General features: G+C 69.3%; 26 protein-coding genes. 9 read left to right on the top strand and 17 right to left on the bottom strand.

The features are described 5' to 3' along the window. The first annotated feature begins 47 nt into the window (after positions 1–47). The 4 genes from hisC (at position 48) to D1409_RS03300 (ending at position 3433) form a co-directional block, all read left to right on the top strand. Positions 48–1130: a histidinol-phosphate transaminase gene (hisC, locus tag D1409_RS03315; protein WP_123533994.1), complete on the top strand. Its 1083-nt coding sequence runs from the start codon at positions 48–50 to the stop codon at positions 1128–1130. After that, positions 1130–1666 carry an adenylate kinase family protein gene (locus tag D1409_RS03310; RefSeq protein WP_123533992.1) on the top strand — a complete coding sequence of 179 codons (537 nt, stop codon included), beginning with the start codon at positions 1130–1132 and terminating at the stop codon, positions 1664–1666. Before hisC ends, D1409_RS03310 begins: the two co-directional genes overlap by 1 nt. Positions 1667–1679: 13 nt before the next feature. Beyond that, the gene (locus D1409_RS03305) at positions 1680–2288 is read left to right on the top strand and encodes a CDP-alcohol phosphatidyltransferase family protein (protein ID WP_123533990.1); all 609 of its coding nucleotides are present in this window, start codon (positions 1680–1682) and stop codon (positions 2286–2288) included. Between the two features lie 569 nt (positions 2289–2857). Beyond that, positions 2858–3433, top strand: coding sequence for a helix-hairpin-helix domain-containing protein (locus D1409_RS03300; protein WP_206424959.1), 576 nt, complete (start codon positions 2858–2860; stop codon positions 3431–3433). Between the two features lie 4 nt (positions 3434–3437). Here the strand turns inward: D1409_RS03300 and D1409_RS03295 are convergent, their stop codons facing one another. From D1409_RS03295 to D1409_RS03275, 5 genes are all read right to left on the bottom strand, one after another. Beyond that, positions 3438–4190: an SAM hydrolase/SAM-dependent halogenase family protein gene (locus D1409_RS03295; RefSeq protein ID WP_123533988.1), complete on the bottom strand. Its 753-nt coding sequence runs from the start codon at positions 4188–4190 to the stop codon at positions 3438–3440. A gap of 57 nt (positions 4191–4247) precedes the next feature. Continuing rightward, complete coding sequence (locus D1409_RS03290; RefSeq protein WP_123533986.1) at positions 4248–5279, bottom strand: ABC transporter ATP-binding protein; 1032 nt, start codon at positions 5277–5279, stop codon at positions 4248–4250. After that, positions 5272–7014, bottom strand: a complete 1743-nt coding sequence (locus D1409_RS03285) for an ABC transporter permease (protein ID WP_123533984.1) — start codon at positions 7012–7014, stop codon at positions 5272–5274. Before D1409_RS03285 ends, D1409_RS03290 begins: the two co-directional genes overlap by 8 nt. Continuing rightward, the gene (locus tag D1409_RS03280; protein WP_123533982.1) at positions 7015–8181 is read right to left on the bottom strand and encodes a thiamine ABC transporter substrate-binding protein; all 1167 of its coding nucleotides are present in this window, start codon (positions 8179–8181) and stop codon (positions 7015–7017) included. Between the two features lie 109 nt (positions 8182–8290). Further along, the gene (locus tag D1409_RS03275) at positions 8291–9166 is read right to left on the bottom strand and encodes an aldo/keto reductase (RefSeq protein ID WP_123533980.1); all 876 of its coding nucleotides are present in this window, start codon (positions 9164–9166) and stop codon (positions 8291–8293) included. Between the two features lie 141 nt (positions 9167–9307). Here D1409_RS03275 and D1409_RS03270 point away from each other — a divergent pair, with 141 nt between their 5' ends. Continuing rightward, positions 9308–9841 carry a multiprotein bridging factor aMBF1 gene (locus tag D1409_RS03270; protein ID WP_123533978.1) on the top strand — a complete coding sequence of 178 codons (534 nt, stop codon included), beginning with the start codon at positions 9308–9310 and terminating at the stop codon, positions 9839–9841. A gap of 25 nt (positions 9842–9866) precedes the next feature. On the opposite strand, the gene D1409_RS03265 is transcribed toward D1409_RS03270, so the two are convergent. Continuing rightward, complete coding sequence (locus tag D1409_RS03265) at positions 9867–10427, bottom strand: response regulator transcription factor (RefSeq protein WP_164471553.1); 561 nt, start codon at positions 10425–10427, stop codon at positions 9867–9869. A 154-nt stretch (positions 10428–10581) separates the two neighbouring features. Between D1409_RS03265 and tpiA the strand changes: the two genes are divergently transcribed. After that, positions 10582–11229 (top strand): triose-phosphate isomerase, encoded by a 648-nt coding sequence (tpiA, locus tag D1409_RS03260; RefSeq protein WP_123533975.1) that lies wholly within the window; start codon positions 10582–10584, stop codon positions 11227–11229. Here tpiA and D1409_RS03255 read toward each other — a convergent pair whose 3' ends face one another. Both D1409_RS03255 and D1409_RS03250 read right to left on the bottom strand, forming a co-directional pair. Further along, the gene (locus D1409_RS03255; protein ID WP_123533973.1) at positions 11230–11580 is read right to left on the bottom strand and encodes a DUF7344 domain-containing protein; all 351 of its coding nucleotides are present in this window, start codon (positions 11578–11580) and stop codon (positions 11230–11232) included. Positions 11581–11638: 58 nt separating this feature from the next. Next, positions 11639–12301 (bottom strand): helix-turn-helix domain-containing protein, encoded by a 663-nt coding sequence (locus D1409_RS03250; RefSeq protein WP_123533971.1) that lies wholly within the window; start codon positions 12299–12301, stop codon positions 11639–11641. Positions 12302–12418: 117 nt separating this feature from the next. On the opposite strand from D1409_RS03250, the gene D1409_RS03245 reads away from it, so the two are divergent. Both D1409_RS03245 and D1409_RS03240 read left to right on the top strand, forming a co-directional pair. Beyond that, positions 12419–12691, top strand: coding sequence for a HalOD1 output domain-containing protein (locus D1409_RS03245; RefSeq protein WP_123533969.1), 273 nt, complete (start codon positions 12419–12421; stop codon positions 12689–12691). A 95-nt stretch (positions 12692–12786) separates the two neighbouring features. Continuing rightward, positions 12787–14118 (top strand): MFS transporter, encoded by a 1332-nt coding sequence (locus D1409_RS03240; RefSeq protein ID WP_123533967.1) that lies wholly within the window; start codon positions 12787–12789, stop codon positions 14116–14118. A gap of 28 nt (positions 14119–14146) precedes the next feature. Here D1409_RS03240 and D1409_RS03235 read toward each other — a convergent pair whose 3' ends face one another. The 3 genes from D1409_RS03235 to D1409_RS03225 all read right to left on the bottom strand — a co-directional run bounded on the left by D1409_RS03235 (position 14147) and on the right by D1409_RS03225 (position 19336). Continuing rightward, the gene (locus D1409_RS03235) at positions 14147–14743 is read right to left on the bottom strand and encodes a hypothetical protein (RefSeq protein ID WP_164471552.1); all 597 of its coding nucleotides are present in this window, start codon (positions 14741–14743) and stop codon (positions 14147–14149) included. Between the two features lie 74 nt (positions 14744–14817). Then, the gene (locus D1409_RS03230) at positions 14818–17322 is read right to left on the bottom strand and encodes a beta-glucosidase (protein WP_123533964.1); all 2505 of its coding nucleotides are present in this window, start codon (positions 17320–17322) and stop codon (positions 14818–14820) included. Positions 17323–17392: 70 nt separating this feature from the next. Then, positions 17393–19336: a helicase HerA domain-containing protein gene (locus D1409_RS03225; RefSeq protein ID WP_123533962.1), complete on the bottom strand. Its 1944-nt coding sequence runs from the start codon at positions 19334–19336 to the stop codon at positions 17393–17395. Positions 19337–19518: 182 nt separating this feature from the next. Here D1409_RS03225 and D1409_RS03220 point away from each other — a divergent pair, with 182 nt between their 5' ends. After that, positions 19519–19866 carry a hypothetical protein gene (locus D1409_RS03220; RefSeq protein ID WP_123533960.1) on the top strand — a complete coding sequence of 116 codons (348 nt, stop codon included), beginning with the start codon at positions 19519–19521 and terminating at the stop codon, positions 19864–19866. An 81-nt stretch (positions 19867–19947) separates the two neighbouring features. Here the strand turns inward: D1409_RS03220 and D1409_RS03215 are convergent, their stop codons facing one another. The 6 genes from D1409_RS03215 to D1409_RS03190 all read right to left on the bottom strand — a co-directional run bounded on the left by D1409_RS03215 (position 19948) and on the right by D1409_RS03190 (position 25148). Next, positions 19948–21258, bottom strand: a complete 1311-nt coding sequence (locus D1409_RS03215; RefSeq protein ID WP_123534816.1) for an MFS transporter — start codon at positions 21256–21258, stop codon at positions 19948–19950. Between the two features lie 146 nt (positions 21259–21404). Further along, the gene (locus D1409_RS03210) at positions 21405–22127 is read right to left on the bottom strand and encodes a fumarylacetoacetate hydrolase family protein (RefSeq protein ID WP_123533957.1); all 723 of its coding nucleotides are present in this window, start codon (positions 22125–22127) and stop codon (positions 21405–21407) included. Positions 22128–22169: 42 nt separating this feature from the next. Beyond that, a complete protein-coding gene (gene dinB, locus D1409_RS03205; protein WP_123533955.1) occupies positions 22170–23549 on the bottom strand; it encodes a DNA polymerase IV in 1380 nt (459 codons plus the stop codon). Positions 23550–23658: 109 nt separating this feature from the next. After that, on the bottom strand, positions 23659–24360 hold the full coding sequence (locus D1409_RS25140; RefSeq protein WP_123533953.1) for a type IV pilin N-terminal domain-containing protein: 702 nt from the start codon (positions 24358–24360) through the stop codon (positions 23659–23661). Between the two features lie 349 nt (positions 24361–24709). Then, positions 24710–24910 (bottom strand): hypothetical protein, encoded by a 201-nt coding sequence (locus tag D1409_RS03195; protein ID WP_164471551.1) that lies wholly within the window; start codon positions 24908–24910, stop codon positions 24710–24712. Beyond that, positions 24900–25148 (bottom strand): hypothetical protein, encoded by a 249-nt coding sequence (locus tag D1409_RS03190; protein WP_123533949.1) that lies wholly within the window; start codon positions 25146–25148, stop codon positions 24900–24902. The genes D1409_RS03195 and D1409_RS03190 overlap by 11 nt, the downstream gene beginning before the upstream one ends. Between the last annotated feature and the right edge of the window lie 24 nt (positions 25149–25172).

Below are 25172 nucleotides of genomic sequence, written 5' to 3'. Positions count from 1 at the left end.
CACGCCGTGTGAGCACCCTTAAGACCCGCCGCGCGTTTCCCCTTGGTATGGAACCACGGGACCTCTCCGACCACACCGTCTACCGCGCCGGGAGAGGGATAGAGGAGGTCGCTCGCGACCGGGGACTCGACCCCGACGACCTCGTCAAACTCTCCTCGAACGAGAACCCCTTCGGCGCCAGCCCGAAGGCCGTCGACGCCGTTCGAGACCACGCCGACCGCGTCTACAGCTACCCGAAGACCTCGCACACCGACCTCACGGCCAAGATCGCCGACCGCCACGGGGTCGACGACGAGCAGATCTGGCTGACGCCGAGCGGCGACACCGCGCTCGACTACCTCGCTCGCGCGTTCATCGACCCCGGCCAGCGCGTCCTCGTCCCGAAACCCGGCTTCGCCTACTACCCGATGTCGGCCCGCTACCACCACGGCGAGGTCGACGAGTACCGGATGGAGAAGAGCGAGAACTTCGCACAGACGCCCGAGACGGTGCTCTCGGCCTACGACGGCCACCGCATCGTCTACGTCACCAGCCCGCACAACCCGACCGGATCCGAGATGTCGCTCGAAGACGTTCGCACCGTCGCCGAGGAGACGGACGAACAGACGCTCGTCGTCTACGACGAGGCGTACATCCACTTCACGGACTCGCCGTCGGCGGTCGACCTCGTCGCGGAGCGCGACGACGTGGCCGTCGTCCGGACGTTCTCGAAAGCCTACGGTCTCGCGGGGATGCGCCTCGGCTACGCCGTCACGCCCACGGAGTGGGCCGACGCCTACGCCAGCGTCAACACGCCCTTCGGCGTCACCGAACTCACCTGCCGGGCCGGACTCGCCGCGCTCGACGACGACGACCACGTCGAGCAGACCGTCGAGACGGCGAAGTGGGCCCGCGAGTACATGCACGAAACCCTCGACGCGAAGACGTGGGAGAGCGGCGGCAACTTCGTCCTCGTCGAGGTGGGCGACGCGAGCGCCGTCGCCGACGCCGCCCAGCGACAGGGCGTCATCGTCCGCGACTGCTCCAGTTTCGGCCTCCCGGAGTGCATCCGCATCTCCTGCGGGACGAAGCCGCAGACCCGGCGCGCCGTCGAGACGCTCAACGAAGTGCTCGCGGAGGTTTCGGCCTGATGCGCGTCGCCGTGACCGGCACCCCCGGAACGGGCAAGTCGACCGCCGTCGAGCGGCTAGAATCCGAGAGCGACGCGCTCGACGAGTTCGACGTGATCCACCTCAACGACGCCATCCACGAGGAGGACCTGATCGTCGAGCACGACGACGACCGCGACTCCGCCGTCGCCGACCTGGACGCCGTCGCCGAGTACCTCGACGACCGCGCGGACGAGCGCGACGACGTGCTCTTCGAGTCCCACCTCGCTCACCGCTTCGACGCCGACCGCGTGGTCGTCTTCCGCTGTCACCCCGAGGAGCTGACGCGCCGACTCACCGAGCGGGGCGAACCCGAGGAGAAGGCCGCGGAGAACGCCGAGTCGGAGGCGCTCGACCTGATCCTCTCGGAAGCCGTCCGAGAGCACGGCGAGGAGAACGTCTACGAGGTCGACGCGACGGATCTGGACCCCTCGGAGACGGCGGCCGCTATCGAGGCGGTCGTCGCCGGGGAGCGCGAGCCACAGGCCGGTACAGTTTCGTTCATGGACTATCTATGAGTACGTCCACAGGATGACCCTGGACAGGTTCCGCCCCGCGGTCAAGGGCGCCGTCAGGCCGTCGGTTTCCCTCGCCAAACGTGTCGGGCTGACGCCCAACGGCGTGAGCGTCATCGCGTTCGCGCTCGCCGTCGTCGGCGCCGCCGCGTTCGTGGTCGCCCCGCGCCGCGACCCGCTCCTGTATCTCGGGGGCGCCGTCGCCGTCGCGCTCAACGGCTGGCTCGACCTCGTCGACGGCGAGCTCGCCCGCGAGACCGGCACCGGCAGCGCCGCCGGCGACCTGCTCGACCACGTCCTCGACCGCTACGCCGACATCGTCGTCATCGCCGGCCTCGCCGCCGGGCTGGAGGCCTACGCCCTCGGTCTGGCCGCCGTGACCGGCGTCCTGATGACCTCCTACCTCGGCACGCAGGCCCAGGCCGTCGGCCTCGACCGCGTCTACGGCGGCCTCGTCGGCCGCGCCGACCGCCTCGCGCTGGTCGTTCTCGTGGGTACCGTCGCCGCGTTCGTCACGGGGTCGTTCTCGGGGCTTACTGTGGTCGGGTGGCTGCTGGTCTTCTTCGCCGTCGTCGGCCACTTCACCGCGCTCCAGCGCTTTTACTACGCGATGAAGGCGCTTTGAGGGGTTTGGAGTCGAGGAGCGTCGGTTGGAGCGAACGACGGCGAGCGATGAAAGCCCTCGACCCGCTCGCTAGCAGTCATCTCACCCGTACTCGACAGCAGCCGCTGAAAGCCCTCGACCCGCTCGCTCACGGCTCACTCCGTTCGCCGTTCGCATGTCGAGGTGCTCGCTTCGCTCGCACCTCGCACTCGCGGTCGCTGAGCGGCCTATCCGCGCTCGGACAACCGCACAGCACCACACTCGCGCGGATAGGGGCCGCTCAGGCGACTGAAATAAACGCGAGCGCGCCTCGCCCTTTCAGTCCGCCAGGACAACCCAGCAGACCGCACCACACGGCACTGCAGACGGCCACACACCTCCCCATCCGATTGCGTTACTCGTCGCTTCGCTCCTGCGTTACTCATCCCTCGCACGGTGCTGGCGCGAGACGAGACTCGCGACAGCGCGCGCCACCGCACCCCAAATATTTCATAGATATCCGCCGAAGCGACAGCCCCAAATCGCCGGAGAACGTGGGTATCGACACGGTTCGTGCCGCCGCGAAACAACCAGGCACGTCCGAAATCACGATGTCAGACGCAAACTACGATCCGTCGAGAACCAGCAGGATCGACACACAGATCGGACTCGTCGTCGAGGACCAGCGCACCGCCGAGTTGCGGCAGGTGATCTACACCGACGACAGCGTCGCGCTCCTCCGCGACGAGTCCGGGAACACGACGCTCGTCCGCCGAGACACCTTCGACGCGGAACTCGGCACCCGCTATCGACCGCGTCCGGGCGCCGAGATGCCGAGCGACGCCGGACAGTACGACCGCCTCCGCGAACACCTCTCGACCTACGAGCGCGAGGAGGGTCGCAAGGCGAAACACAAGGCCGACGCGCTCCGGGAGGCGCTCGACCTCCTCGCGAGCGAGGGGGGAGAAGAGGCAGAGGTCGACGGAGACGACTCAGACGATAGCACCGACGAGACGGAGGTCCCCTTCGAGGAAGTCGCGGGCATCGGCCCGACGACTGCCGGGAAGTTGCGGACCGCGGGCTACGTCACCGAGCGAGACGTTCGCGCGGCGAGCGACGACGAACTGCTCTCGGTCGCCGGCCTCGGTCCCGAGAACCTAACGAATCTCCGGGGGTTCGTCGACTGAGGAGTTACCACTCCAGCAGCACGTCGTCGCCGACCGCGAGGCCGAACGCCTCGTCGCCGCGGCCCTGGTTGACGGCGAACTCGACGTTGCCGTGGCTCCCCACGGTGACGAGTCGGTCTTCCGGGTCCAGAGCGGCGTACGCGTCTCGAACGGGGACCGATTCGCCGCCGACGCGGACGGTGTCGCGGTCGGCGACCGTCTCGCCGGGGACGTTGGTGACGACGTTCCCGAACCCGTCGACGACGAGCACCTCGCCGCGGGCCGCCGAGGCGAGGACTTCAGGTTCGGGGAAGGTCAGGTCGACCCAGTCGTCGGTCGGGACGCAGCGGTCGACTGCTTCGGGTCCGCCCGCGTCGTGGACGTCGGCCGCGCCGGGAGCGAACACGTCCCGCCCGTGGAAGGTGTTGCTCGCCGTCTCGTCGTCCTCGTACTCGATCTCCCAGACCGCGAAGTCGTCGCCGGCGAGTTCGCGAGCGACCGGGATCGCGACGCCGTTGTCCGGCGCGACGACGTGGTGGTCGCCGGCCTCGACGACGACGGCCGCTCGGTCGGTCCCGACGCCGGGGTCGACGACGACGCAGTGCGTGGCGGGCGGAAAGTACGGCAGCACCTCTCTGAGCCAGAACGCCGTCGCTCGCACGTCCTGGCGCGGGAAGTCGTGCGCGATCTCTTCGATGCGCGCGTCGCTACGCGAGCAGATCACGCCCCGCATCGCCGCGGGGTAGGGAGTCGGGAAGTCCGACGCGAGGGTTATCATGTCTCTTGTCACGGCGATACAGCTGTTAAGACTCCCGATATATCACGAGGGAGCGAGTCACAGCACCCGCGCGTCACCCGGGTCGAATCCGAGCGTCAGGCGCTCGGCGTCGTGGGGGTCCGGCGTGCGGAAGACGATACTCTTCTCGCCCCAGTCGACGTAGTAGCGGGTCGTCTCGCCGAGGAACTCCACGGTGTCGACGGTCACCTCGAAGCGGTTGGTGTCGGCGTCGACGGTCAGGTCCTCCGGCCTGACGCAGAATGTGAGGTCGCCGGCCGCGAGGTCGCCGTCAGCTACCCGGAACTCCGTCCCGTCGACGGCGACGGTCGTCGTCCCGTCGTCGCGGGTGCCGACGGCCTCGCCGCGAAAGAGGTTGTTCTCGCCGACGAAGGCGGCGACGAACTCCGTGGCGGGGCGCTCGTACACCTCGCGGGGCGTCCCGACCTGTTCGACGCGCCCGTCGTGCATCACGGCGAGGCGGTCGGAGATGGCGAGCGCCTCCTCCTGGTCGTGGGTGACGTAGACGGTCGTCACGTCGAGTTCGGCCTGGATGCGCTTGACCTGCCGGCGGAGCGTCTCCCGCAGGCGGGCGTCGAGCGCAGACATCGGCTCGTCGAGCAGGAGGACGTCGGGAGCCGGTGCCAACGCTCTGGCGAGCGCGACGCGCTGCTGCTGGCCGCCCGAGAGCTGGTCGGGTTCGCGGTCGCCCATCCCGGAGAGGTCGACGAGGTCGAGCAGTTCGGTGACGCGCTCGTCGGTCGATTTGCCGTCCGGGGGCTCGACGAAGTTCAGCCCGTAGGCGACGTTCTCGCGGACGCTCATGTGGGGAAACAGGGCGTAGTTCTGGAAGACGATGCCCACGTCTCGCTCCTCCGTGGGGACGCCCGAAACGTCGACGCCGTCGAAGCGGACGCTACCACTGGTAGGCGTCTCGAGGCCGGCGATGGTACGGAGCGTGGTCGTCTTGCCACAGCCCGAGGGGCCGACGAGGGTAAAGAACTCGCCCTCGGCGATGTCGAGGGAAACGCCGTCGAGCGCGACGGTGTCGGCGAACTCCTTGCGGACGGCGTCGAGTTCGAGGCTACCCACCGAAACCACTCCCCTCGCCGAGGCGGTCGATGATCACGAAACTCACGCCGGTCACGACGAGCAGGACCACGCCCATCGCGGTCGCGGGGCCGAGTCGCCGGCCGATGAAGCGCTCGATCGCCACTGGCATGGTGTAGCTGGTTCCGCCCGAGGCCAGTATAACCGTCGAATCGAACTCGCCGATGCTGATGGCGAACGCGAACGCCGTCCCGGCGAGGATGGCCGGGACGACCAGCGGGAGTTCGACGTCGAGCATCACCCGAACCCGGGATGCCCCGAGCGAGCGCGCGGACTCGACGAGGGAGTCGTCGATGCCGGCCAGCGCGGGCGCGACGTTCCGGGTGACGAACGGGTAGGCGCCGACGGCGTGGGCGGCGACGATGGCGATCGGTCCGGCGATGGTGAAGCGGTAGCCGAAGGCCTCGGTGCCGAAGACGAACCCCCGGAGGAGGCCGAGGCCGACGACGACCCCGCTCACGGCGAAGGGGGCCATCGCGAGCGTGTCGATCAGCTTCCGACCGCGGAAGTTCCGGGTGCTGACGACGGCGAGGAACACGCCCATCGGCACCGCCAGCAGGAGCGTCCCGCCGCCGAACAGGAGGGAGTTGACGACGGCGGTCAGCGGTTTGACCTGGAAGTCGTACGCGTCGGCCTGCCGGTCGAGGAGGAACTGGTAGTTCCGGAGCGTGAGTCCCTCCGAACCCGTGACGCTCGCGAGGACCATGCTCGCCATCGGGCCGACGAAGACGACGAGAGCGACGACGGCGTACCCCCACGCGAACAGCCGACGCTTCGAGACGGCCCCGAAGAGATCGACGCGCTCGGCCGGGCGAGCGGCGCTCGTGGCGCGCTGTCTGGCCTCGTAGCGCAGGTAGGCGTACGTGAGCGCCAGCGAGAACAGCATCTCCAGCACCGCCAGCGCGGTCGCGGTCTGGTAGTCCAGCTGGTTGACCCTGTCGTACACCCACACCTCGACGGTCGCGAGGCTGAGCCCCCCGAGAGCGAGGACGATGGCGAACGACATGAACGAGAAGATGAACGTGAGGAGCGCGCCCGTCAGTACGGCGGGGAGCAGTTGCGGGACGATGACGTCACGGAACGCTCGGAGCGGCGACGCACCGAGCGAGCGGGCTGTCTCGGTCATCTCGGCGTCGACGCCCTCCCACGCCGCGGCCGTGATCCGGGCGATCAGCGGCGCGTCGTAGAACGCGTGAGCGAGGACGATGATCTTCAGCGTGAACAGGAGCTCGACCGTCGGGAGTCCGAGCGACCGCAGGACCGTGTTCAACACGCCGTTGCGTCCGAACGTCGCGACGAACCCGATGGCGACCATGATCGACGGCATCACGAACGGGAGCGCCGTGAGCGACCGGACCGTTCGGCGCCCGGGGAACTCGAAGCGAGCGAGCACGTACGCCCCGGGGAGTCCCAGCAGGACGGCCGCGATAGTCGACAGAATCGCCTGGTAGACGGTGAATCCGAACAGGCCGAGACGGTAGTCCGGGAACGAGCGGACGAGCACCGCCGGGTCCGAGAGCGCCTGCGCGAACACGCCGAAGTAGAACTCGTCTGTGAGGATGGCCGTGATCGGCGCGAGCGAGTAGCCGCCGGGGACCTGCACGGACTCAACGAGGACGATCGCGACCGGGTAGACGAACATCACGCCGAGGAGTCCGAGTGTCACCACTCCCAGAGCGGGCGCACCAACCCGTTCGGCGACCCGCGCCAGTCGCATCTACTGGCTCGCGATCTGCTGGGACCAGTCGTTCAGCCACGGCTCGACGTTGCCCATCAGCTCGTCGTACCCGAAGCTGACGATCTCGTCGGGTTCGTGGACGAAGTCGTAGTAGTCGTCGGGGAGCGTCGCGTTGTCGACCGACGGCAGCCCGACGTTCCGTTCGGCGATCTCGGCCTGCATCTCCGGCTGGAGGACGAAGTCGATGAACTCCGTCGCCAGGTCGAGCTTGTCGGTGCCGGTGAAGGGCGCGGCGCCTTCGAGATAGGCGTACCCCTGGCCGTTCGGGAAGGCGATCTGGTGTTCGGCCATGTCCTGGTCGTAGCGGTCGGCGTACACCTGGTCGGTCGAGAAGGACACGACCATCGGTGCCTCCCCGTTCGAGTACGCGTCGTAGGCGGTCCCCCAGTCTTTCAGGACCTGCGTGCCGTTGTCCATCAGGTCGCTCCAGTAGTCGAGGTAGCCGTCCTCGCCGAACTGGTCGACGGTCCAGAACAGGAACTCGAGCCCGGTCTCGCTGTTCTGGGGGTTGGGGACGAGCAGGCCGTCCTCGTAGGGCTCGCTCGTCAGGTCGTCGAAGGTCTCGGGCCCGCCGATGCCTCGCTCGTCGAGGAGGTTCTGGTTGTAGACGAGGCTGATGTAGGAGGCGCCGACGGGGATGGCGCGGTCCTGCGGGTCGAAGCGGTAGTCGTCGACGACGTGGCTCTCGTTCGAGAGGTCGCCCGTGTCGACGCTGGTGAACAGGGAGTCGCCCTCGCCGGTCTCGCGGTCGGCCTTGACGAGGTTCTCCGGCGTCAGCCCGAGGAACAGGTCCGTGTCGATGGTGACGTTCTGCTGGCGGCGCTGGAGGAAGTAGTCCATGTTGCCCTCCGGCGCGAACCACTGCAGTTCGGCGTCGTACTCGGCCTCGAACTGCTCTTTGAGCCACGGCCCCGGGCTGGTACTCGGCGCGTCGACGTACGACGAGTAGGTCCCGACCCGGAGCACCGGCGTCTGTCCAGACATCGTGCCGGTGACCGTGCCCTCGGCCGTCCCGCTCTGGGTCGGACTGTCGGTCGCGTCGTCGGTCGTCTCGGTCGACCCGTCCTCGGTCGGTTCCGCGCTACACCCCGCGGCGAGGCCGGCCACCCCGGCACCCACTGCCTTGACGAAACGTCGTCGGTCCATAACCAGGGAATATAGGTCGCGAATAAAAACCCCCGCGATCCGTCCCGCACGGAATCGGACAATATCGCCCGTTCCAGTCCGTGTCTGTCCAGAAGTGGACAACCAGCCGTCAGGAGAGGTCGGTCGGGACCGGCGACTCCTCGGAGCGGCGCTCGTCGACCATCGCCGCCCGCTCGTCGGCGCTCATCGGTTCGAACGACTCTGCCGCGTCGAGGATCGGGTCGACTAAACGTGGATCGCCCGCGTTCGTCAGCGTGGTCACGTCCTGCGAGAGGGTGTATCGGAGACACCGCGCGAGTTCGTCGGGGTCGTCGTACGGTTCGTACCACGTCTCGTAGGGGCGCTCGTCCTCCGGCATCGAGTCGGGCCAGGGCCGTTTCGCGAACGTCTTGATGGCGATCACGCCCAGTCCCTGCTCGGAGAGCTGGCGCGCCAGGTTCAGGAAGTCGTGGTCCGCGTCGTCCTTCGCGGCGACCGTCGCGTTGACCGGGAACATCGCCGTCTCCAGGTCCGGGATGCGCTCGACGGCGTTGCGGATCACGTCTGGCCGACCGTGGCTCGTGAGGCCGATGTGGTCGATCAGTCCCTCCTCCTGAGCCTCCCGATAGGCCCGCAGCGCGCCGTCGTCGGCGGTGATCCGGTCGACCTCCTCGTGCTCCGTGACGGCGTGGAACTGGTAGAGGTCGATGTGGTCGGTGCCGAGGCGGTCGAGGGACTCCTCCAGTTTCTCCCAGGCAGCCTCGTAGCCGCGTTCGAGCGTCTTGCAGCCGAGGAACACCTCCTCGCGGCGGTCTTCGAGCGTCGGCGCGAGTTTCACCTCCGCGGTGCCGTACTGGGGGGCCACGTCGACGTGGTTCACCCCGCGGTCGAGCACTTCCTCGGTCAGTTCGTCCGCCTCGTCCTGGTCAAGGAAGTCCAGCGCGATGGCGCCGAAGGTGAGTACCGTGCTCTCCTGTCCGGTGTCGCCGAGTGGTCTCGTCTCCATACCACCGGTACGGACGAGCGCGGCAAAAAGGGGATGGGGCGAGTCCCCCCGGTCGGCTGCGCCGCGGTCCGCGGAGCGGGCCGGACCAACCACGCCGTCGCTGGCGTATACTTTATCAACAGTCGCCGGTAAGGATGGACTATGGTTCAGTGTGAGATGTGCGGGAGCGAGACGAGTTCCCCCAACCGCGTCAAGGTCGAGGGGGCGGAACTCGACGTCTGCGACGAGTGTACGGACTTCGGGACCGAGGTGAAACAGCAGACCTCCTCCGGCGCGTCGACGAAGTACTCCACGTCGTCGTCCTCGTCGAGTTCGTCGAGCGGGTCGTCGACGTCGTCGTCCTCGAGCTCGGGTGGCTCCTCGCAGCGTCGCCAGGACATGTTCGACGAGATGGACGAACTCGCACAGGACTACGACGAGATCGTCCGCTCGGCCCGCGAGGACGCGGGCCTGAGCCAGGAGGACCTCGCGCGCAAACTCAACGAGAAGGCGAGCCTCATCCGAAAGATCGAACGCGGCGACACGCTCCCGGCCGACGACGTCCAGACGAAGATCGAGAGCGCGCTCGACGTCGACCTCTCGGCGGGTGGGACCGCCGACGAGTCGGAGTGGTCCGGTGGATCCTCGACGGGCGAGTACACGCTCGGTGACGTCGTCGAGCGGAAAGACTCCTGAGAAGACGGGTCGAGACGCGCGGCGGTTACTGTTCTTTCGCGACGTAGTCGGTGCCGAGGTCGTCGGCGATGCCCTGGATGGTCTCCTCCATCTCGGCGATCTCCGTCTGGAGGCGCTGGAACGTGTCGCTCTCGTCGAGTTCTGACTCCGTCTTCTCCACCTGCAGGACGTTGCGCTTGAGCTTCTTCGAGGTGAGATCGCGCATCCGGTCGTTGTACTCCGAGAGCTTCATCAGCCGCTCGACGACGTCCGTCAGGCGGTCGCGCGTGACCGGTTTGACGACGTAGTCGTCACAGCCCATGTCGATGATGTCGAAGTCGGGGTCGACGGCCGTCACCATGGCCACCCGGCACTGCAACCCGCGCTCCTCGATCTCGGCGAGGACTTCGTTGCCGGAGACGATCGGCATCCGACGGTCGAGGAGGACGACGTCGAGGTCCGATGCGAGCATCTCCATGGCCTCGACGCCGCCGTAGGCGGTCCGAACGTCGTACTCGTCGGCGAGATACTCCGTGTACAACTCGGCGAGGTGGTCCTCGTCTTCGACGACCAACACCGTTCCCCGTTCGCCGGTCCCCTCTGTCACAACGGGAGTACGTTGCGAGTAATCCGCCTTAACTCTCACCCATCTCGCGCCGAGCGATCGCCGCGGCAACACCTGTCGTCACCGACCGCCGGAGGGTCGTGTCCGCGTCTCCTGACTCACAACCTATTTTGTCGTCGGGGTCCCCCACACGGGTATGTTCGTCCTGGTCAATCTGAAAGCCTACCCGTGTGACCCCGTCGAGATCGCCGAGGCGGCACACGAAGTGAGCGAAGACAGCGGCGTCCGCGTCGCCGTCGCACCGCAGGCCGCCCACCTCGGGGCCGTCGCAGACACCGGCGTCGAGACGTGGGCACAGCACGTCAGCCCCGTCGAGCACGGCAGCCACACCGGGAGTACCCTCGCCGAAGCCGTCGCCGACGCCGGCGCGGTCGGCACAATGATCAACCACTCGGAGGCGCGGCGCAAGCTCGCCGACATCGACGCGAGCCTCGACGCCGCCGACCGCACGGACCTCGACACGGTAGTCTGTGCGAACAACCCCGAACAGGTCGGTGCCGCGGCCGCGCTCGGCCCGGACGCCGTCGCGGTCGAACCGCCGGAGCTCATCGGCACCGGGACGCCGGTCAGCAAGGCCGACCCCGACATCGTCACGGACGCGGTCGAGGCCGCCGCGGCGGTCGACGAGTCCGTCGACGTCTACTGCGGCGCCGGTATCTCGACCGGCGAGGACCTCGCGGCCGCTCGGGAACTGGGCGCGTCGGGCGTGCTCCTCGCGAGCGGCGTCGCCAAGGCCGACGACCCGAAGGCCGCCCTCGAGGACCTCGTCGCACCGCTCTCCTGATCACCCCTCGAGATCCGGGAGGGTGAGCCACTCGCGGACCGCGTCGGCGTCGGCCGCCAGCCTCACCACGCCGCGCTCGCGGTCGTGATCCAGAACTCCGGCGTCCGCGAGTTTCGGCACGTGAGTGTGATACAGCGTCGCGTGTGTGGTTTCGACCGACGTACCGTCGTCGCCGTCACCTCTCCACGCCGCGAGTTCGGTCGCGAGTTCCTCGAGCGCCGTCTCACCGGAGCGCTCGGCGAGGACGGCGACCAGGAATCGCCTGTCGGCGTCCGAGAGGGCGCGGAAGACGCGGGTCGCGTCGGCGTCGAACGCGTCTGCAGCACGAAGGGGATGGGACTCTGCTGTCATGGTACTCGAAGGGAGTCGCCGCACACGAATCAGCTACGGCCTTCGGTCGTAACGCCGTTTAACTGCAGTCGACGCCCTCGTCGATCAGCAGCGCGTTTCGGACGAGCGCGCCGGAGCCGCGTCGAATCCGCTGTGAGGCGGCGTTCCCGGATATCCCGAGTCGGTCACCGAGGTCCGCGGCGGACACCTTCCGCGGGACGTCGAAGTAGCCCGCACGGGCGGCGGTCGCGAGCGCCTCGTACTGGTCTTCGGTGAGGTCGAACTCCCGCTGGCGCGGTCCCGTGGAGTGCCACAGCGACCGCACCTCGAAGTGCCGGCCGGTCTCGTCGAAGTGCTCCCGGAACGACGACACCATCTCCTCGTCGGCGAAGCGCAACCGGAGCGTCCACTGCGTGCCGCTCGCGGCGGCTTCGACGATCGCGGCGTGGTGGTCGACCATGTCGTGGATCAGCTCGCGGAACGGCTTCGCCCAGGTGATCCGATACAGCACCGCGTCCTCCGTCCGCTCGGCGACCGAGACGGACTCGATCGACGGCGACGCGTCGAGTTCGTCCCGGAACGCCTCGAAGTCGCCGCCCGTCGCCCAGAGAAAGGGAAGGACCTCCCTCGGACTGTGGGTCGCGTGTCGGTCCGCCTCCAGTCGCATCTCCGGGTGGGAGGCGAGCGCGTCCGCGAGCACGAACGACGCTGCCGGCACGGTGAACTCTCCGATGACGCTCATACCCTCCAGTTGGGCCCGGAGCCGAATAAGACCGCGCCGGCGGTTCGGTGCAAGCTACGTACCTGTTTGTTACGTAAGGGTGAATCACTAAATCTATCGGGGCCGAACCACCGAGCGATGGACGACGAACGTGAGACCGACGTCGTGCGCAGAGATCTCGACACCGACGCCGATGAACCGGCCGCGCAGGTCGCGGTCGCCGTCGCCGAGATGGACGGCAAAGACGTCACCGAGGTCGGCAACATGTACGACTGCGTGGACCACGTCCTCGACAATCTCTTCTCGACTCCACCGAGCCCCGACGCGCGGATGGAGATCACCTTCAGCTACGAGGGCTACCGCATCACCGTCGGGCAGGACGGGACCGCGCGGTTCCTGAAAAGCGAGTGACCGACCGCCGGCGTCCGTGACCGCCCGCGAGCGTCCGTGACCAGCAGCGGGCGCCGACCGATCGGCTATAGGGGCGTCGGTCGCAACACCGATGCATGGTGGACGACGACGCCGACGGGCCGTCCAGCGACGAGGACGCGGCCGGCGGCGACCCGGACGGCGCCGACATTCCCGCCGGCGACCCGGACGGCGCCGACGTCCCCGCCGCGGACGCCGCCGACGCCGTCCCGCGGAGTTCCTACCTGCTCGTCGTCCTCGGAGCGGTCGGCTACCTCCTCCTGATGGCGAACTGGTTCGTGCTCGCGGCCTTCCTCGAACCGATCGCCGACGGTCTCGGTCTCTCGGACACCCAGTCCGGCGCGCTCGTCGGCGCGGTGCCGCTCACGTACGTCCCGATCTCCCTGCTCTCTGGGCTCGCGCTCGACCGAATCGGCGCTCGTCGGGGGATCGCGCTCGCGGTCCTGATCTTCGGCGTCGCCCAGCTGCTCCGGTCGGCGACAGTCGGCTTCGCCGGGATGCTCGCGACGACGGTGCTGTTCGCCGTGGGCGCGACGGGGATCACGTTCGGCCTGCCGAAACTCGTCGCGAGCATCTTCCCCTCGCGCCTCCTGGGGACGATGTCGACGGTGTACATCCTCGGCTCCTACGCCGGGACAGCCGCCGCCTACAGCGTCGGTCGGGCGATCCTCGGCCCCGCGCTCGGCGGCTGGCGGCCGACGTTCCGCGCGCTCGGTGGCGCTGCGCTCGCCTTCCTCCTCGTGTGGGTCCCGGTCGCCGTCTGGCACGCCCGCCGCCACGGGACGCCCTACGGCGGCGACGAAGAGAGCGGCTTCTCGGTGGCCTCGCTCCGGGCCGACGTGGCGAACGTGTTCTCCCACCGCGTGATGCGACTCCTTGTCGTGATAGGGACCGTCTATCTCCTGCTCGGTCATAGCCTGCAGGGGTGGCTCCCGACGCTCGCCGGGTCGCGCGGTGTCTCGCCCGAGGCCGCCGCCACGGTCGCGACGCTGTTCGTCGTCGGGCAGGCCGTCGGGACTATCGTCGTCCCGCCGGCGTCCGATCGGCTCAATCGCCGACGCGAAGCGGTCGTCGTCTGCGGACTGGCCGCGGTCGTCGGCGTCGTGGCGCTCGTGTTCGTCGGGAGCGCAGTCACCGCGGCCGCCGCGGCGCTCGTCGTCGGGAGCGGCGTCGGCGGTGTCTCCCCGCTGGTCCGCGCTATCCCGACCGAGATCGAGGAGATCGGCCCGGCGCTGACGGCGACGGCGGTGAGCCTCGTGTTCGCGGTCGGCGAACTCGGCGGCTTCTTCGGCCCGTTCCTCGTCGGCGGTCTCCGGGACCTGACGGGGTCGTTCGTCCCCGGCCTCGCCCTGCTGGCCGTCGGCGCGCTCGCGATGGTCGTCGCCGGGCTTCGGCTCCCGGAGATCTGAGCGGCGTCGCTGTCTACAGGGTAGCCGGTCAGGCCGTGTACCCGAACCGCGTGACCAGCCCCACCTCGTCCGGGATCCGGAACAGCGTCGCCTCTATCGGTCCGAGGCCATCGCCCTCGCAGTCTCCGTCCAGTTCCGTGCGTTCGTACGCCAGTTCGATCGCGACCGCCCCCTCCGGCCCCTGTTCGGCCGCTCCCCATTCGAGGCGGTCCAGTCGGCGCGTCTCGCACGTTTTCACGTAGTACTGGTGGATCAGGAGCGTCGCTTCCGAGAGGTCGGTCTCGGCCGCGAACGTTCGTGCCGCGTCCGCACCGCTCGTCGCCCCGGAGAACTCCAGCGCGTCTCGCTCGTCCGAGTTCGAGACGGTCCAGCGCTCGTCTGCCGGCCTCGCCGGGGTCCCAAGCATCACTTCGTCTGTCGAGCGGGCCGACGAGCGGACCGCCGGTGCTCCGTCGACGTTCCTGACGGTCCGGGCGGCCGGGTCCGAGACGCTCCGCTCGTAGGAGCGCTCCGTGGCAGTGGCCGTGTCTGTCCCCCTGTCCCCGTCCGCGCCCGTACAACCGCTCACTCCGGTGAGAAGGGCAGTACCTGCCCCGAGTATCTGCCGCCGGGAGAAGGATATCACATCGAATCGAGTTGTCAATCCGTGATGAATTTTGTGGTCGAGGCGAGCGGTCGGTCACAGCCGATTCCGTCAGATCACCTGTCGAGCGACGTCGAATCGCGGATCCTGAGCGTCGCCGTCGCCTCCGCCGACGCGAGTTCGTACGACCCCGCGGGGACGACCCGTTCGCCGGACCCGGTCATCCCACCGCTCGTCACCGCGAGCGCATCGAGCGAGAGCGGGACCGCCGCCGTCGTCGTTTCTCCCGCGTCGACGCCGACGCGCTCGAACCCGACGACCTGCCGTGCGGGCGGGATCGCCGGACTGTCCGACCCGTCGGCCTCGTGGTCGTAGTCGGCGAGGACGACGACCACCTCGTCGGTGGCCCGGTCGCCCTCGTTGGTGATCTCGACCGTCGCGGTCACGCCGTCGGTCGCCGCGGCGCTCTCGACCGTCGACGCGGAGAGCGTCATCCCGTCGTGCGAGGTCGGGACGTAGCTCCCGCCGTGGCCGAACGGGAACTGCGGTGCCGATCCGTCACCACCGCCTGCCCCGACACCGTCCCCGACCGCGCCGCCGTCGTGGGGCGGCGTCCGGTGAGTGATCACGTCCGGGATCTGGCCGACGTCGCGGGGCCACGTGAACGGCAACCGGCCCGCAGGCGGTTTGGCGCCGAACAGAGCGTCGCCGACCGCACGGCCGCCCTCGCTCCCCGGATAGTACGCCATCAGCGCAGCGTCGAGGTCGTCGAACAGGTCCGGGGACCCACGCGAGCGGCCGGCGACGATCACCCCCACGGATGGAGCGTCGGCGTCGCCGAGCGCGGACACGAGTTCGCGCTGACCCGGCGGAAGCGACAGGTCGTCGACGTCTCCCTCGCCTTCGGCGTAGGGTTCCTCGCCGATGGCCGCGATGGTCACGTCGGCCTCGGCGGCCGCGTGCTCGACCTCGTCACGGTTCGAGAGGGTCTGCGCGCCGGTCTCGACGACGGTCACGTCCACGCCCGTGGGCGCGGCAGCGTCGACGCCCTGGGCGACCGTGACGGTCTCCGGGGCGGCCTCGGGCTGTTCGACGCCCTGCCAGCCGGTCGTCCACCCGCCGAGCTGTCGACGCGCCGAGTCGGCCGTCGGCCCCGCGACCAGTACCGAGTCCACGTCGTCCCCGAACGGGAGCGTCCCGCCCTCGTTCGACAGCAGGGTCAGCGATTCGGCGGCCGCGCGACGGGCGAGCGTCCGGTCGCGCTCCGTCGCCGCCTCCGTATGGCGCTCCACGGGGACCGTCGGGTCGTCGAACAGGCCCAGTCGGTCCTTGACGCGGAGGATCCGGCGGACCGCGTCGTCGAGCCGCGACTCCGACACGCGGCCGCTCTCGACGTGCTCCCGGAGGGCCGACTGGTACGGCCGGATCTGCCGGGGATGGGGCGCCATGTACATGTCGACGCCCGCGTTCACGGCCATCGCGACGGCCTCGGGGAAGTCCGACGCGTAGCCGTGCGCGGTCACCAGGTTGTGGAGGTCGGTCCAGTCGGAGACGACGAGGCCGTCGAACCCCCAGCGCTCGCGCAACACGGTCGTCTGGAGCCACTCCGAGGCGTGGGCGGGGACGCCGTTGACCGACCCGCTGTTGGCCATCACCGTCTCGGCGCCGGCGTCGACGCCCGCACGATACGGCGGGAGGACGGTGTCTTCGAGCGTCCGCCGCGACACGTCTGCGGGTTCGCGGTCGTTCCCCGTCTCGGGCAGCGAGTAGCCGGCGAAGTGTTTGACCGACGCGGCGACGCGTTTGTCGCCGTCGTCGACCCGCTCGTACCCGCGGACCATCGCGGCGGTGAACGCGCCCGTCACGAGGGGGTCCTCGCTGAACGACTCGTAGTAGCGGCCCCACCGCGGGTCGAAGGCCACGTCGGCGACCGGCGAGAACGTCCAGTTGACGCCGACCGCGGACAGCGACCGACCCGTCGTCGCCGCCAGCGAGCGCGCGAGCCCCGTGTTCCACGTGGCCCCGACCCCGATCTGGTGTGGGAACACCGCCGCCTCCGCCACCGTCGCGTTGCCGTGGACGGCGTCGAGGCCGATCAACAAGGGGACGCCGACCGAGTCCATCGCCGCCGACTGCATCTCGTCGAAGAACTCCGCGGCCTCCTCGGCGGTCGCCCCGGGGGCGTTCGCCCCGCCGAAGAGGATCGACCCGACGCCGAACGAGTCGACCTCGTCACGCGCTCTGTCGATATCGTACACCTGTCCGCGCTCCTTCGGTTCGAGCTGTGTCGTCTGGCCGATCTTCTCGGCCAGCGAGAGGTCATCCAGCACCGACTCGATCCGCTCGGCGTCCGCACTCGCCGTCTCGGCGGGCGTCCCACCGGCGTCGAGGTCACCGATGGTCGACTCCGGCGTCGGTGACGACCCGTCGGACGGTCCCGGGTCGGTCGCCGACTCCGACCCGAACAGCCCCGAACAGCCGCTCACCGAGAGTCCGGCCACCGCTCCGCTCAATCCGAGAAATCGACGCCGGCCGATCGACCCTGCGAGCGTCCGCGAACGCCGCTCCCGACCGCCGTCACCCACCGTTCCGTCGCCGTCAGCGCTCCCGTCTGCTGTCATGACTCTCGTGTCACAGAGTCGCAAAATAAGCGCTTCGCCACCACGTCGGCGGTCACGGAGAGAGGCGCCGTCAGTCCGCGCTGCCGGCGTCGCTCGCGTCCCCGACGGGTTCGTCAAGCGGGCTCTCGACCTGCTGGACGAACGGGTCGACCGTCTCGCCCTCTGTCCGTTCTTCGAGCAGTTCGGGGACGCGATAGTCGTAGCGGCCGCGGCCGACGTGTTCGACGAGGCCGTGGACGCGCAGGCGTCGGTTCCGGGCGTACGCCTCGGTGCGGTCCTCGGAGCCGCCCGCGGCGAACAGCGCGTCCATGGGCGTTCCCGGGCCGTGGTCGCGGTAGTAGCGGAGCATCTGACGGGTCTCGGCTTCCATGTCGGCGAGGTCGTCCGCCAGTTCGCGAGCGAACGCCGCCGCGTCGGCGACGGCCTCGTCGTCGACGGCTGTCGACGTGCCCGAGGCGAACGCGTCGGCCGCCCGGTCGCCCAGCGGGTTCTCCTCGACGCCGTCGAAGCCGCGCGTCACCGTCGACGGGACGGTCGAATCGGGGTGTGCGCTCGCTCGGTCCGACAGTTCGGACTCCCCGTTACTCACCAGCCCACCGTCGGTCGCCGCGCCGCCGTCCGCCGTCCCGGCGTCGGCCGCGCCGCCGTCGTCGCCGAACGCGCCGGCCATGTCGAACATCCCGCCGGCGTCGGCGGTCGCGGCGTCTCCGTTCGTATTCGCGCCGTTCGCGCTCGCACCGTTCGCATTGCTCGCGTTCGCCGCCGGGGCGTCGCCGGCCCAGGTCATCGCGGTCTCCTCGTAGCCGTCGTCCTCCCGGGCCGTCTCGTCCGGGAGCGGCGGTTCGTCGCCGGGTCGAGGGCCGGAGTCGCTCCACGTCTCGGCGTCGTCGAACGAGGCCTGGTCGCCCGTCGCGGCCTGACGCCGGTCGCGCATGCGCTCCTGTTCGGTACGGCCCGGGTTCGCGCCCTTGACGTGGTCGACGAGCGCCTGCGTGAACTGGTCGGCCATCCGCTGCATGTCGCGAGCGTCCTGCAGTTCGGCTTCGAGCTCCGCGATCCGCGAGTTCTTCTCGTCTAACTGGTCGCGCAGTTCCGAGATGCGGTCCTCGGTCTGCTCTTTTTCCTCGCTGATCTCGGCGAGTTCGGAGACCAGGTCGTCGCTGACGGACTTCAGGTCGGGGCGCTCGAAGTCGTCGAGGCCGGGGGTCGCGCCGGCGTCGAACGTCTGCTTGCGGCGGAACTGGACCCGCTGTATCTCCTCGGCCCAGTCGTTCATCATGAACGCCTCGCCGTCGTCGAGATCCTCGACGGCCTCGGCGTACTCGCGGTCCAGCACGCGGCTCACGACTTTCGTGTCGTTGTTCCAGGTGAGCCGGTGCCAGACGAGCCAGTCGCACTGGGTGATGAAGTCCTTCTTCACGTCGGCGGGGCGCTGACTGATGCCGACGATGCCCAGGCCGTGTTTCCGGCCGCGCTTGCTGATCTTGATGAGCATCTTGCCGCACTCGCCGACGCTCCCCTTCTGGGGGATCCACTCGTGGCACTCCTCGACGAGCATGAGGAACGGCTGTTTGAGCTTCTTGGCCTTGGCGAACAGCCGCTTGGACACCTCGGTCAGGAGCTCCGCGGCCTCGTCCTCGTCGAGGAACGAGGAGACGTCGAGGATGATGGGGACGTTCTGTTCGAGGGCGAGAGTGGCGATCTTCTCGGCGTGTTCGACGGTGACCTGGATGTCGCACTCGTCGTCGGCGCCGGCGTGGAGGATCTCGTACTCCTCCTTGAGCCCGTAGTACTCGCCGTCGATGTCGACGATGAGCATGCCGAAGCCGTTGTCGAGCAGCTTCTCGACGACGACGCTCGCGGTGTTGGACTTGCCGGAGCCGGACTTCCCGGTGACGAATCCCCGGCCGGTCAGCAACTCGACGACGGGCAGGTCGACCGGCCGACCCGGCTCGCCCGACCCACAGGGTCCGTCGCTCACGTCCGCGACGGTGATCGACTCTGTCTCTGCCATTACCGATCGACAGCCGCGGCGGAGCCATAAGCCCCCGTCAGACCTCCGTCAGACGCGGCACCGCCGCCGAACGGATCCCCGCGAGCGGCCGCGTCGGTGCGGCCGTGCGTAAGGTCAAGCGATTTAACTGCGGACCACGAACGTGGAGTAGAGTGGTCGCGACCGATGGAGTGGATGGGACTGTGACGCGCTACGAGACGACCGTCGAGGAGGGGACGGTGTACGTCGGCGCGCCGGACGGCCCGCTGGAGATCGGGTCGCTGGAGACGGTGCTCGACGCCGTCGGCGGCCCCTCGTGGACGATCACCTACTCCGCCGCCGAGACGGACCGTCACCCCGAGATGGACACCAGCGACGCGGGGCTCACCGTCGACGTCGTGGACATGATGCACACGATGACCTTCGGCGAGCGCTTCGTCGAGACGATGGCCGCCCACCCGACCGAGACGCCCGAGAACGGCGACCTGTCCCCTCGGATGGGGCTGTTCGTCGGCAAACTTCTGGACAATCTGGAGAACGGCGTCGACTGACGCCGCGTCGGTCTGCCGGATGTCGGCGCTATGCTACGCCAGAGCCGCGCAAACGGGGTGGAGTCGCGGTGTCGCGGCGTCTCACGCCACGGTCCGACGGGCCAGCACGACGCCGATCAGGGACCCGACCGCGGCGATCGCGGCGAGGACGAGGAACAGCGCGGTCGCGTCGGCGAAAGAGAGGATGCCGCCGGCGATAGTGCCGCCGAGCGCGCCGACGCCGAACACCCCGAGATACGTGAACCCGTAGGAGAGGCCGCGAGTGCCCGAGGGCGAGTACTCCGCGACGGTCGCCTGGTACATCGGCTGGACGACGAACAGGAAGCCGCCGAGCAGCGCCCCGAGCGCCATCAGCGGTCCGATTCCCATGTTCGAGACCGGGACGAACAGGACGGCGAGGACCGCGAGCACGCCGAACGAGCCGGCGATGCCGTACTCGACCGGGATGCGGTCGGTGAGCTTGCCGCCGACGTACTGCCCGACGACGCCGACCAGGAGCAGTCCCGAGTAGAAGTAGTCCTGCGGGTTGAGCGTCTGGCCGGTCCCCGACTCGACGCCCAGCGCCGAGCGGAGCGACTCGGGGAGGAGCGTCTCCACGGGGATGGGTTCGAAGCCCGGTAGCTCGCGCAGGAGTTCCGGGAGGAAGGTGAGGACGCCGCGGTAGTAGAGCCCGGAGCACATCACGACGACGAACACGAGGACGAACGCGCCGGCGAACAGCCGCCGGGACTCCGCGAGGAACTCGCCGAGGTCGTCGACGCCGCTCCCGGCCTTGGAGTCGTCGGTTTCGGGCCCGTCTCCCGCCGACCCGCCGTCCGTGGCGGCGGCCTCCGCGTCGACGGCCGCCGTCTCGTCGAAGTTCGCGCGGGCGGCGTAGACGGCCGCCAGCACGGCGGGCGCGCCGAGGACGAGCGCGACGGTCCGCCACTCGACGAACAGGAGCATGACCGCGGCGGCGAGCGGCCCGAGTCCGATACCGAGGTTGCCGGCGATGCCGTGGTAGGCGAGGCCGGTCCCGCGCTCCTCGACGCCCTTGCTGATGAGCGAGAGCCCCGCCGGGTGGTAGACGCTGGCCGCCAGCCCCCAGAGGACGAGCGCGGCGGCGACGACGACCATGTTCGGAGCGAGACCGAGCAGGACGTAGGAGAGCCCCATACCGAACAGACAGGCGCTGATGAGCCGCCGGGAGCCGATCCGGTCGACGAGGATCCCGCCCGGGAGCGCGCCGACGCCGAACAGGCCGTAGCCGAGCGTGACGATAACGCCGACGGTCGCCGTCGTCACGTCGAAACTGGCGACGCCGAGCGAGATGACCTCGAACTCCGTCAGCCAGACGACGACGAACAGCGGCACCGCCATCTCGTACGTGTGGACCGCGCCGTGGGCGAGCATCACCAGCGCGGTGATAGCCCTGTCGTTGGCGTTCACTGTCCCTCCGTTACCCGTCGACGCTCTTTATTTCGATGATAGCGGAACCCGAGTGCTCGCGACGAAACCGCCCGTTCCGCGCCCCGCGTTCGAGGTACCGACTCCGCGCCTCAGTCGCCCGCCGCGACGACCGTGTTGCGCAGCGTCCCGACGCCCTCGTAGGTGATCTCCACGGTGTCACCGGGCTCGACGGTGCCGGGGTTCGCGGGACTCCCGAACGCGATGGCGTCTCCCGGCCGGAACGTGAACCGCCGGGAGAGATATGAGACGATCTCGTAGGGGTCGAACAGCATCAGTTCCGTGTTGGCTTCCTGGCGCCGCTCCCCGCTGACGAGCGTCTCCATGTCGAGGGTCCGCGGGTCGAGATCCGTCTCGATCCACGGGCCGAGCGGCCCGGAGGTGTCGAAGGCCTTTCTGGCCGTCCGACCCTGCTGGTCGAGCGCGTCCACGTCGTTCATGATCGTGTACCCGCGGACGACTTCGGGCACCTCCTCGGGCGTCACGTCCCGGCAGCGCTCGTCGATCACGGCGACGAGTTCGCCGGCGTAGGTCAACTCGTCGGTCCAGTCGGGGTAGCGGACCGGGTCCTCGGGCCCGACGAGCGACGCCGGCGGCTTGACGAAGAAGTCGGGTTCCTCGGGGCGCTCGTAGTCCATCTGGTCGAGCGTCTCCGCGAAGTTCCGGCCGACGCAGTACAGCGCCGACGGCGAGCACGGGTAGGTGAGGTCGCCGTCGCGGCCGACGACGTACTCGCCCTCGTCGGTGATCACCGTCCCGTCCTCGTAGCGTCCCTCCACGACTCCTTCAGGAGTCTGTAAGCGGGCCAGTCGCATGCCACCGCGTTCGACGGTCTCCTACAAAGATCTGCTGGATACTCACTCGTACTCCCGGAGCGAGCGCTGGCCGTCGCGCTCGCCAGCGGTATCGCCCTCGACCGCTTCGTCCCCGTTCCCGGGTGCCGATGCGGACTCCGAGTCGTCCGCAGACGCAGTGCCGTCCGCGGACGCGCTGTCGGCACCGGACGCGCCATCGCCCGCGGACGCGTCTGAACCGGACGCGCTCTCGAACCCCGTCAGACTCGCCTGCTCGTCCTCGGTAAAGGAGAGGTTCGAGACGCGGACGCCGAGCTTTCGGACCCGGTCGTCCTCGAACTCCTCGAGCAGGTCTAGTGCGGTCGACTCGAGGAGGTCGGCGTCCTCGACGGGACCGGGGAGGGACTCGGCGCGGGTGTTCACGTCGAACGGCGGCGTGACGACCTTGATCCCGATGGTCCGGTAGAGCGCGCCCTCCCGCCGGGCGCGCTCGGCCACGTCTTCGGCGAGCGACCGGACCTTCTCCCGCTTCTCGTCCGTCGCCTCGGTCGCCTCGGTGAACGCCGACTCGCGGGAGAGGCTCTTGGGCTCGCCGACGGGCGTCACTTCGCGAGGGTCCTCGCCGCGGGCGAACCGCCGGACCTCCAGTCCGCGCTCGCCGAAGCGGTCGCGGATGCGGTCGGGGTCGGCGGCCGCCAGGTCCCCCGCGGTCTCGATGCCCATCTCCCGGAGCTCGCGGGCGGTGACCGGCCCGACGTTGTGGATCTCGGCGACGTCCAGCGGGGCGAGAAACGCCCGTATCTCGCCGGGTTCGACGACCACGAGGCCCTCGGGCTTGTCGTAATCGCTGGCGATCTTCGCGGCGCTCATCGTCGGCGCGACGCCGACGCTCGCGACGACGCCCACTTCCTCGCGGATCCGCGCCCTGAGGTCACGGGCGAAGGCGTCGACGGTGGGGAGCGAGTCTCCCTCGTCGCCCGCGGCACTCGCGTCGCTCTCCCAGCGGACCCGGTCGGTCACGTCGAGGTACGCCTCGTCGATGCTCACTTCGCGGACGGTGTCGGCCGACTCGTGGAGGATCGCCTTGACCTCGGCGCCGACCTCGTTGTAGTAGTCCAGATCGACCGGGCGGTAGAACCCAGCCTCGTCGACGTCGAGGTCCGGGTCCGTCGCCGCCTCGACCTTGCGCGGGAGCAGCTCGAGCGCCTCGGAGATGGCCATCGCGCTCTCGACGCCGAACTCGCGGGCCTCGTAGCTCGCGGTGGCGACCGCGCCGTGGGGCTCCTCGGACTCGTAGCCCATCCCGACGACCAGCGGCTGACCCCGGAGCGCGGGCTCGCGCAGGCGTTCGCACGCGGCGTAGAAACAGTCCATGTCGACGTGGCAGATCACCTGCTCGGGCCCCGTGTCGTCCGTCCCGAAGCTCCCGAGGTCGCCGCTCACGGGACTCCCTCCAGTGCCGGAATCCGCCGACCCGCACCGCCGCCGCGCTCGCTCGCGTCCATCGGCTCGTTGGCCCCTCTAGCGTGAGCGATGAAGAACCCCTCGGCGCTCATCCGTCGACCGGCGTCGCGGTCGGCGTGTCCGCCCCCGTCGGCGTCCCCGTGACGGTCCCTCCGGGGGTCGCGGTCCCGTCCGTCGCAGTCCCGTCTGTCGGCGTTCCCGCGGGTGCGGTCGTCCCGTTTGGCGCCGGTGTCGCCGTCGCGTTGCCCGGCGTTCCCGGCACGGTCGTCCCGTTTGGCGCAGGGGTGGGCGTGGGCGTCACCGCGGGCGTTGGCGTCGGTGTCGGGGTCACAGTCGGCGTGGGGGTGACCGTCGGCGTCGCCGTGGGAGTCGGTGTCGGCGTGTCCGCGGCGGGGCGTCGGTCGAGGATGAGCCGCTCGTCGCCCGGTCCGCGCCAGACGACGTAGAGCTGTTCGTACGCCGCCCCGGGGACGAGACAGCTCGTCCCCGTGGTCACGTTCGACACGGGGGTCGCGCAGGCCCCGCTCTCGTTCGACCAGTTCCCGAGCGTGCCGCGGCGCTCGGACTCCACGTACAGCGTCGACCCGTTGAGTGCGTCGCCGCCGTAGTGCGTGACGAGCACGTCCGTCTCGTCGGTCTCGAAGACGAAACTCGCCCGGGGCCGGTCCGGGTCCGCGTCGCTCCCCGAGAGCGACGTGACGACCGACATCGCCAACAGCACCGCGGCCACGGCCATCAGAACCAGGAGCGTCTCCTCCGAGATCCCGCGGCCGCCCCAGCGTCCGTTCACACCACCCTGTTTCTGTGCTCCACAATAGTGTTACTGCCCGACGAGCGGATGACCGTGAACGGCCGCAGACCGAGACAGTCACGGCTCAATCGGCGGTCGCCGTGGTCGGAGCGGTTCGGACGGTCTCCCGCGCTCGAACGCCTGTCGCCGGACGAGCGGGTCACCGTATCCGGCGCGGTCGCTCGGAAGGAGTGACGTCGATAAAAGCCTCGAGGTGCGACGGGGTGGCCAGGCCCCGTCGCGGTTCGTGCGCTGATTCGTGCGCGGTGCCAATATTCCGGGAGTTCACGACGGTGGTTCACGTCGGGAGCCCCGTATGGCTCCACCTGCATGTTAATCCCACGCATACTTAGTCCTTCCTCTTGCGGTGATGCTTGCACGGGTCGGGGTCCCGCCGTCGGTCGGCCAGTTCCCGGGCGTGGTACGACTCCCGGCACGTCCGACAGTAGGCGCTGGGCGTCGTCTCGGCGGGGTTCAGCGCCGTGTGACCGTTCGGGCAGGCCACGCGATACGGGTCCGAGAGCAGGTCGGCGAGCTCCTCAGGGGCCACCATCCGTCGCCCCCGCGAGCGCTCCCGTTCGGTCGTGGTCGCCGATACAGCCACAGCGCGGGCACCGCGCCGCGCCGACGGTCTCGCCGCCGAACTCGAACCCGCAGCCGTGGCACCGATATCGCGACCAGCCGTCGGGTCTCGACTCGTCTGGCTCCGATTCCCCGCGCTCACCGCCCGGGTCGTCGCCCGCGTACTGGTTCGCCGGGCCGTCCCTCGTGTATTCGCTCGCCGTCATACCTCCGACCAGTGACTCCGGTAC

This window comes from Halosimplex salinum, assembly GCF_003730195.1.
GTDB lineage: Archaea > Halobacteriota > Halobacteria > Halobacteriales > Haloarculaceae > Halosimplex > Halosimplex salinum.
This window is presented reverse-complemented; position numbering and strand designations above follow the sequence as displayed.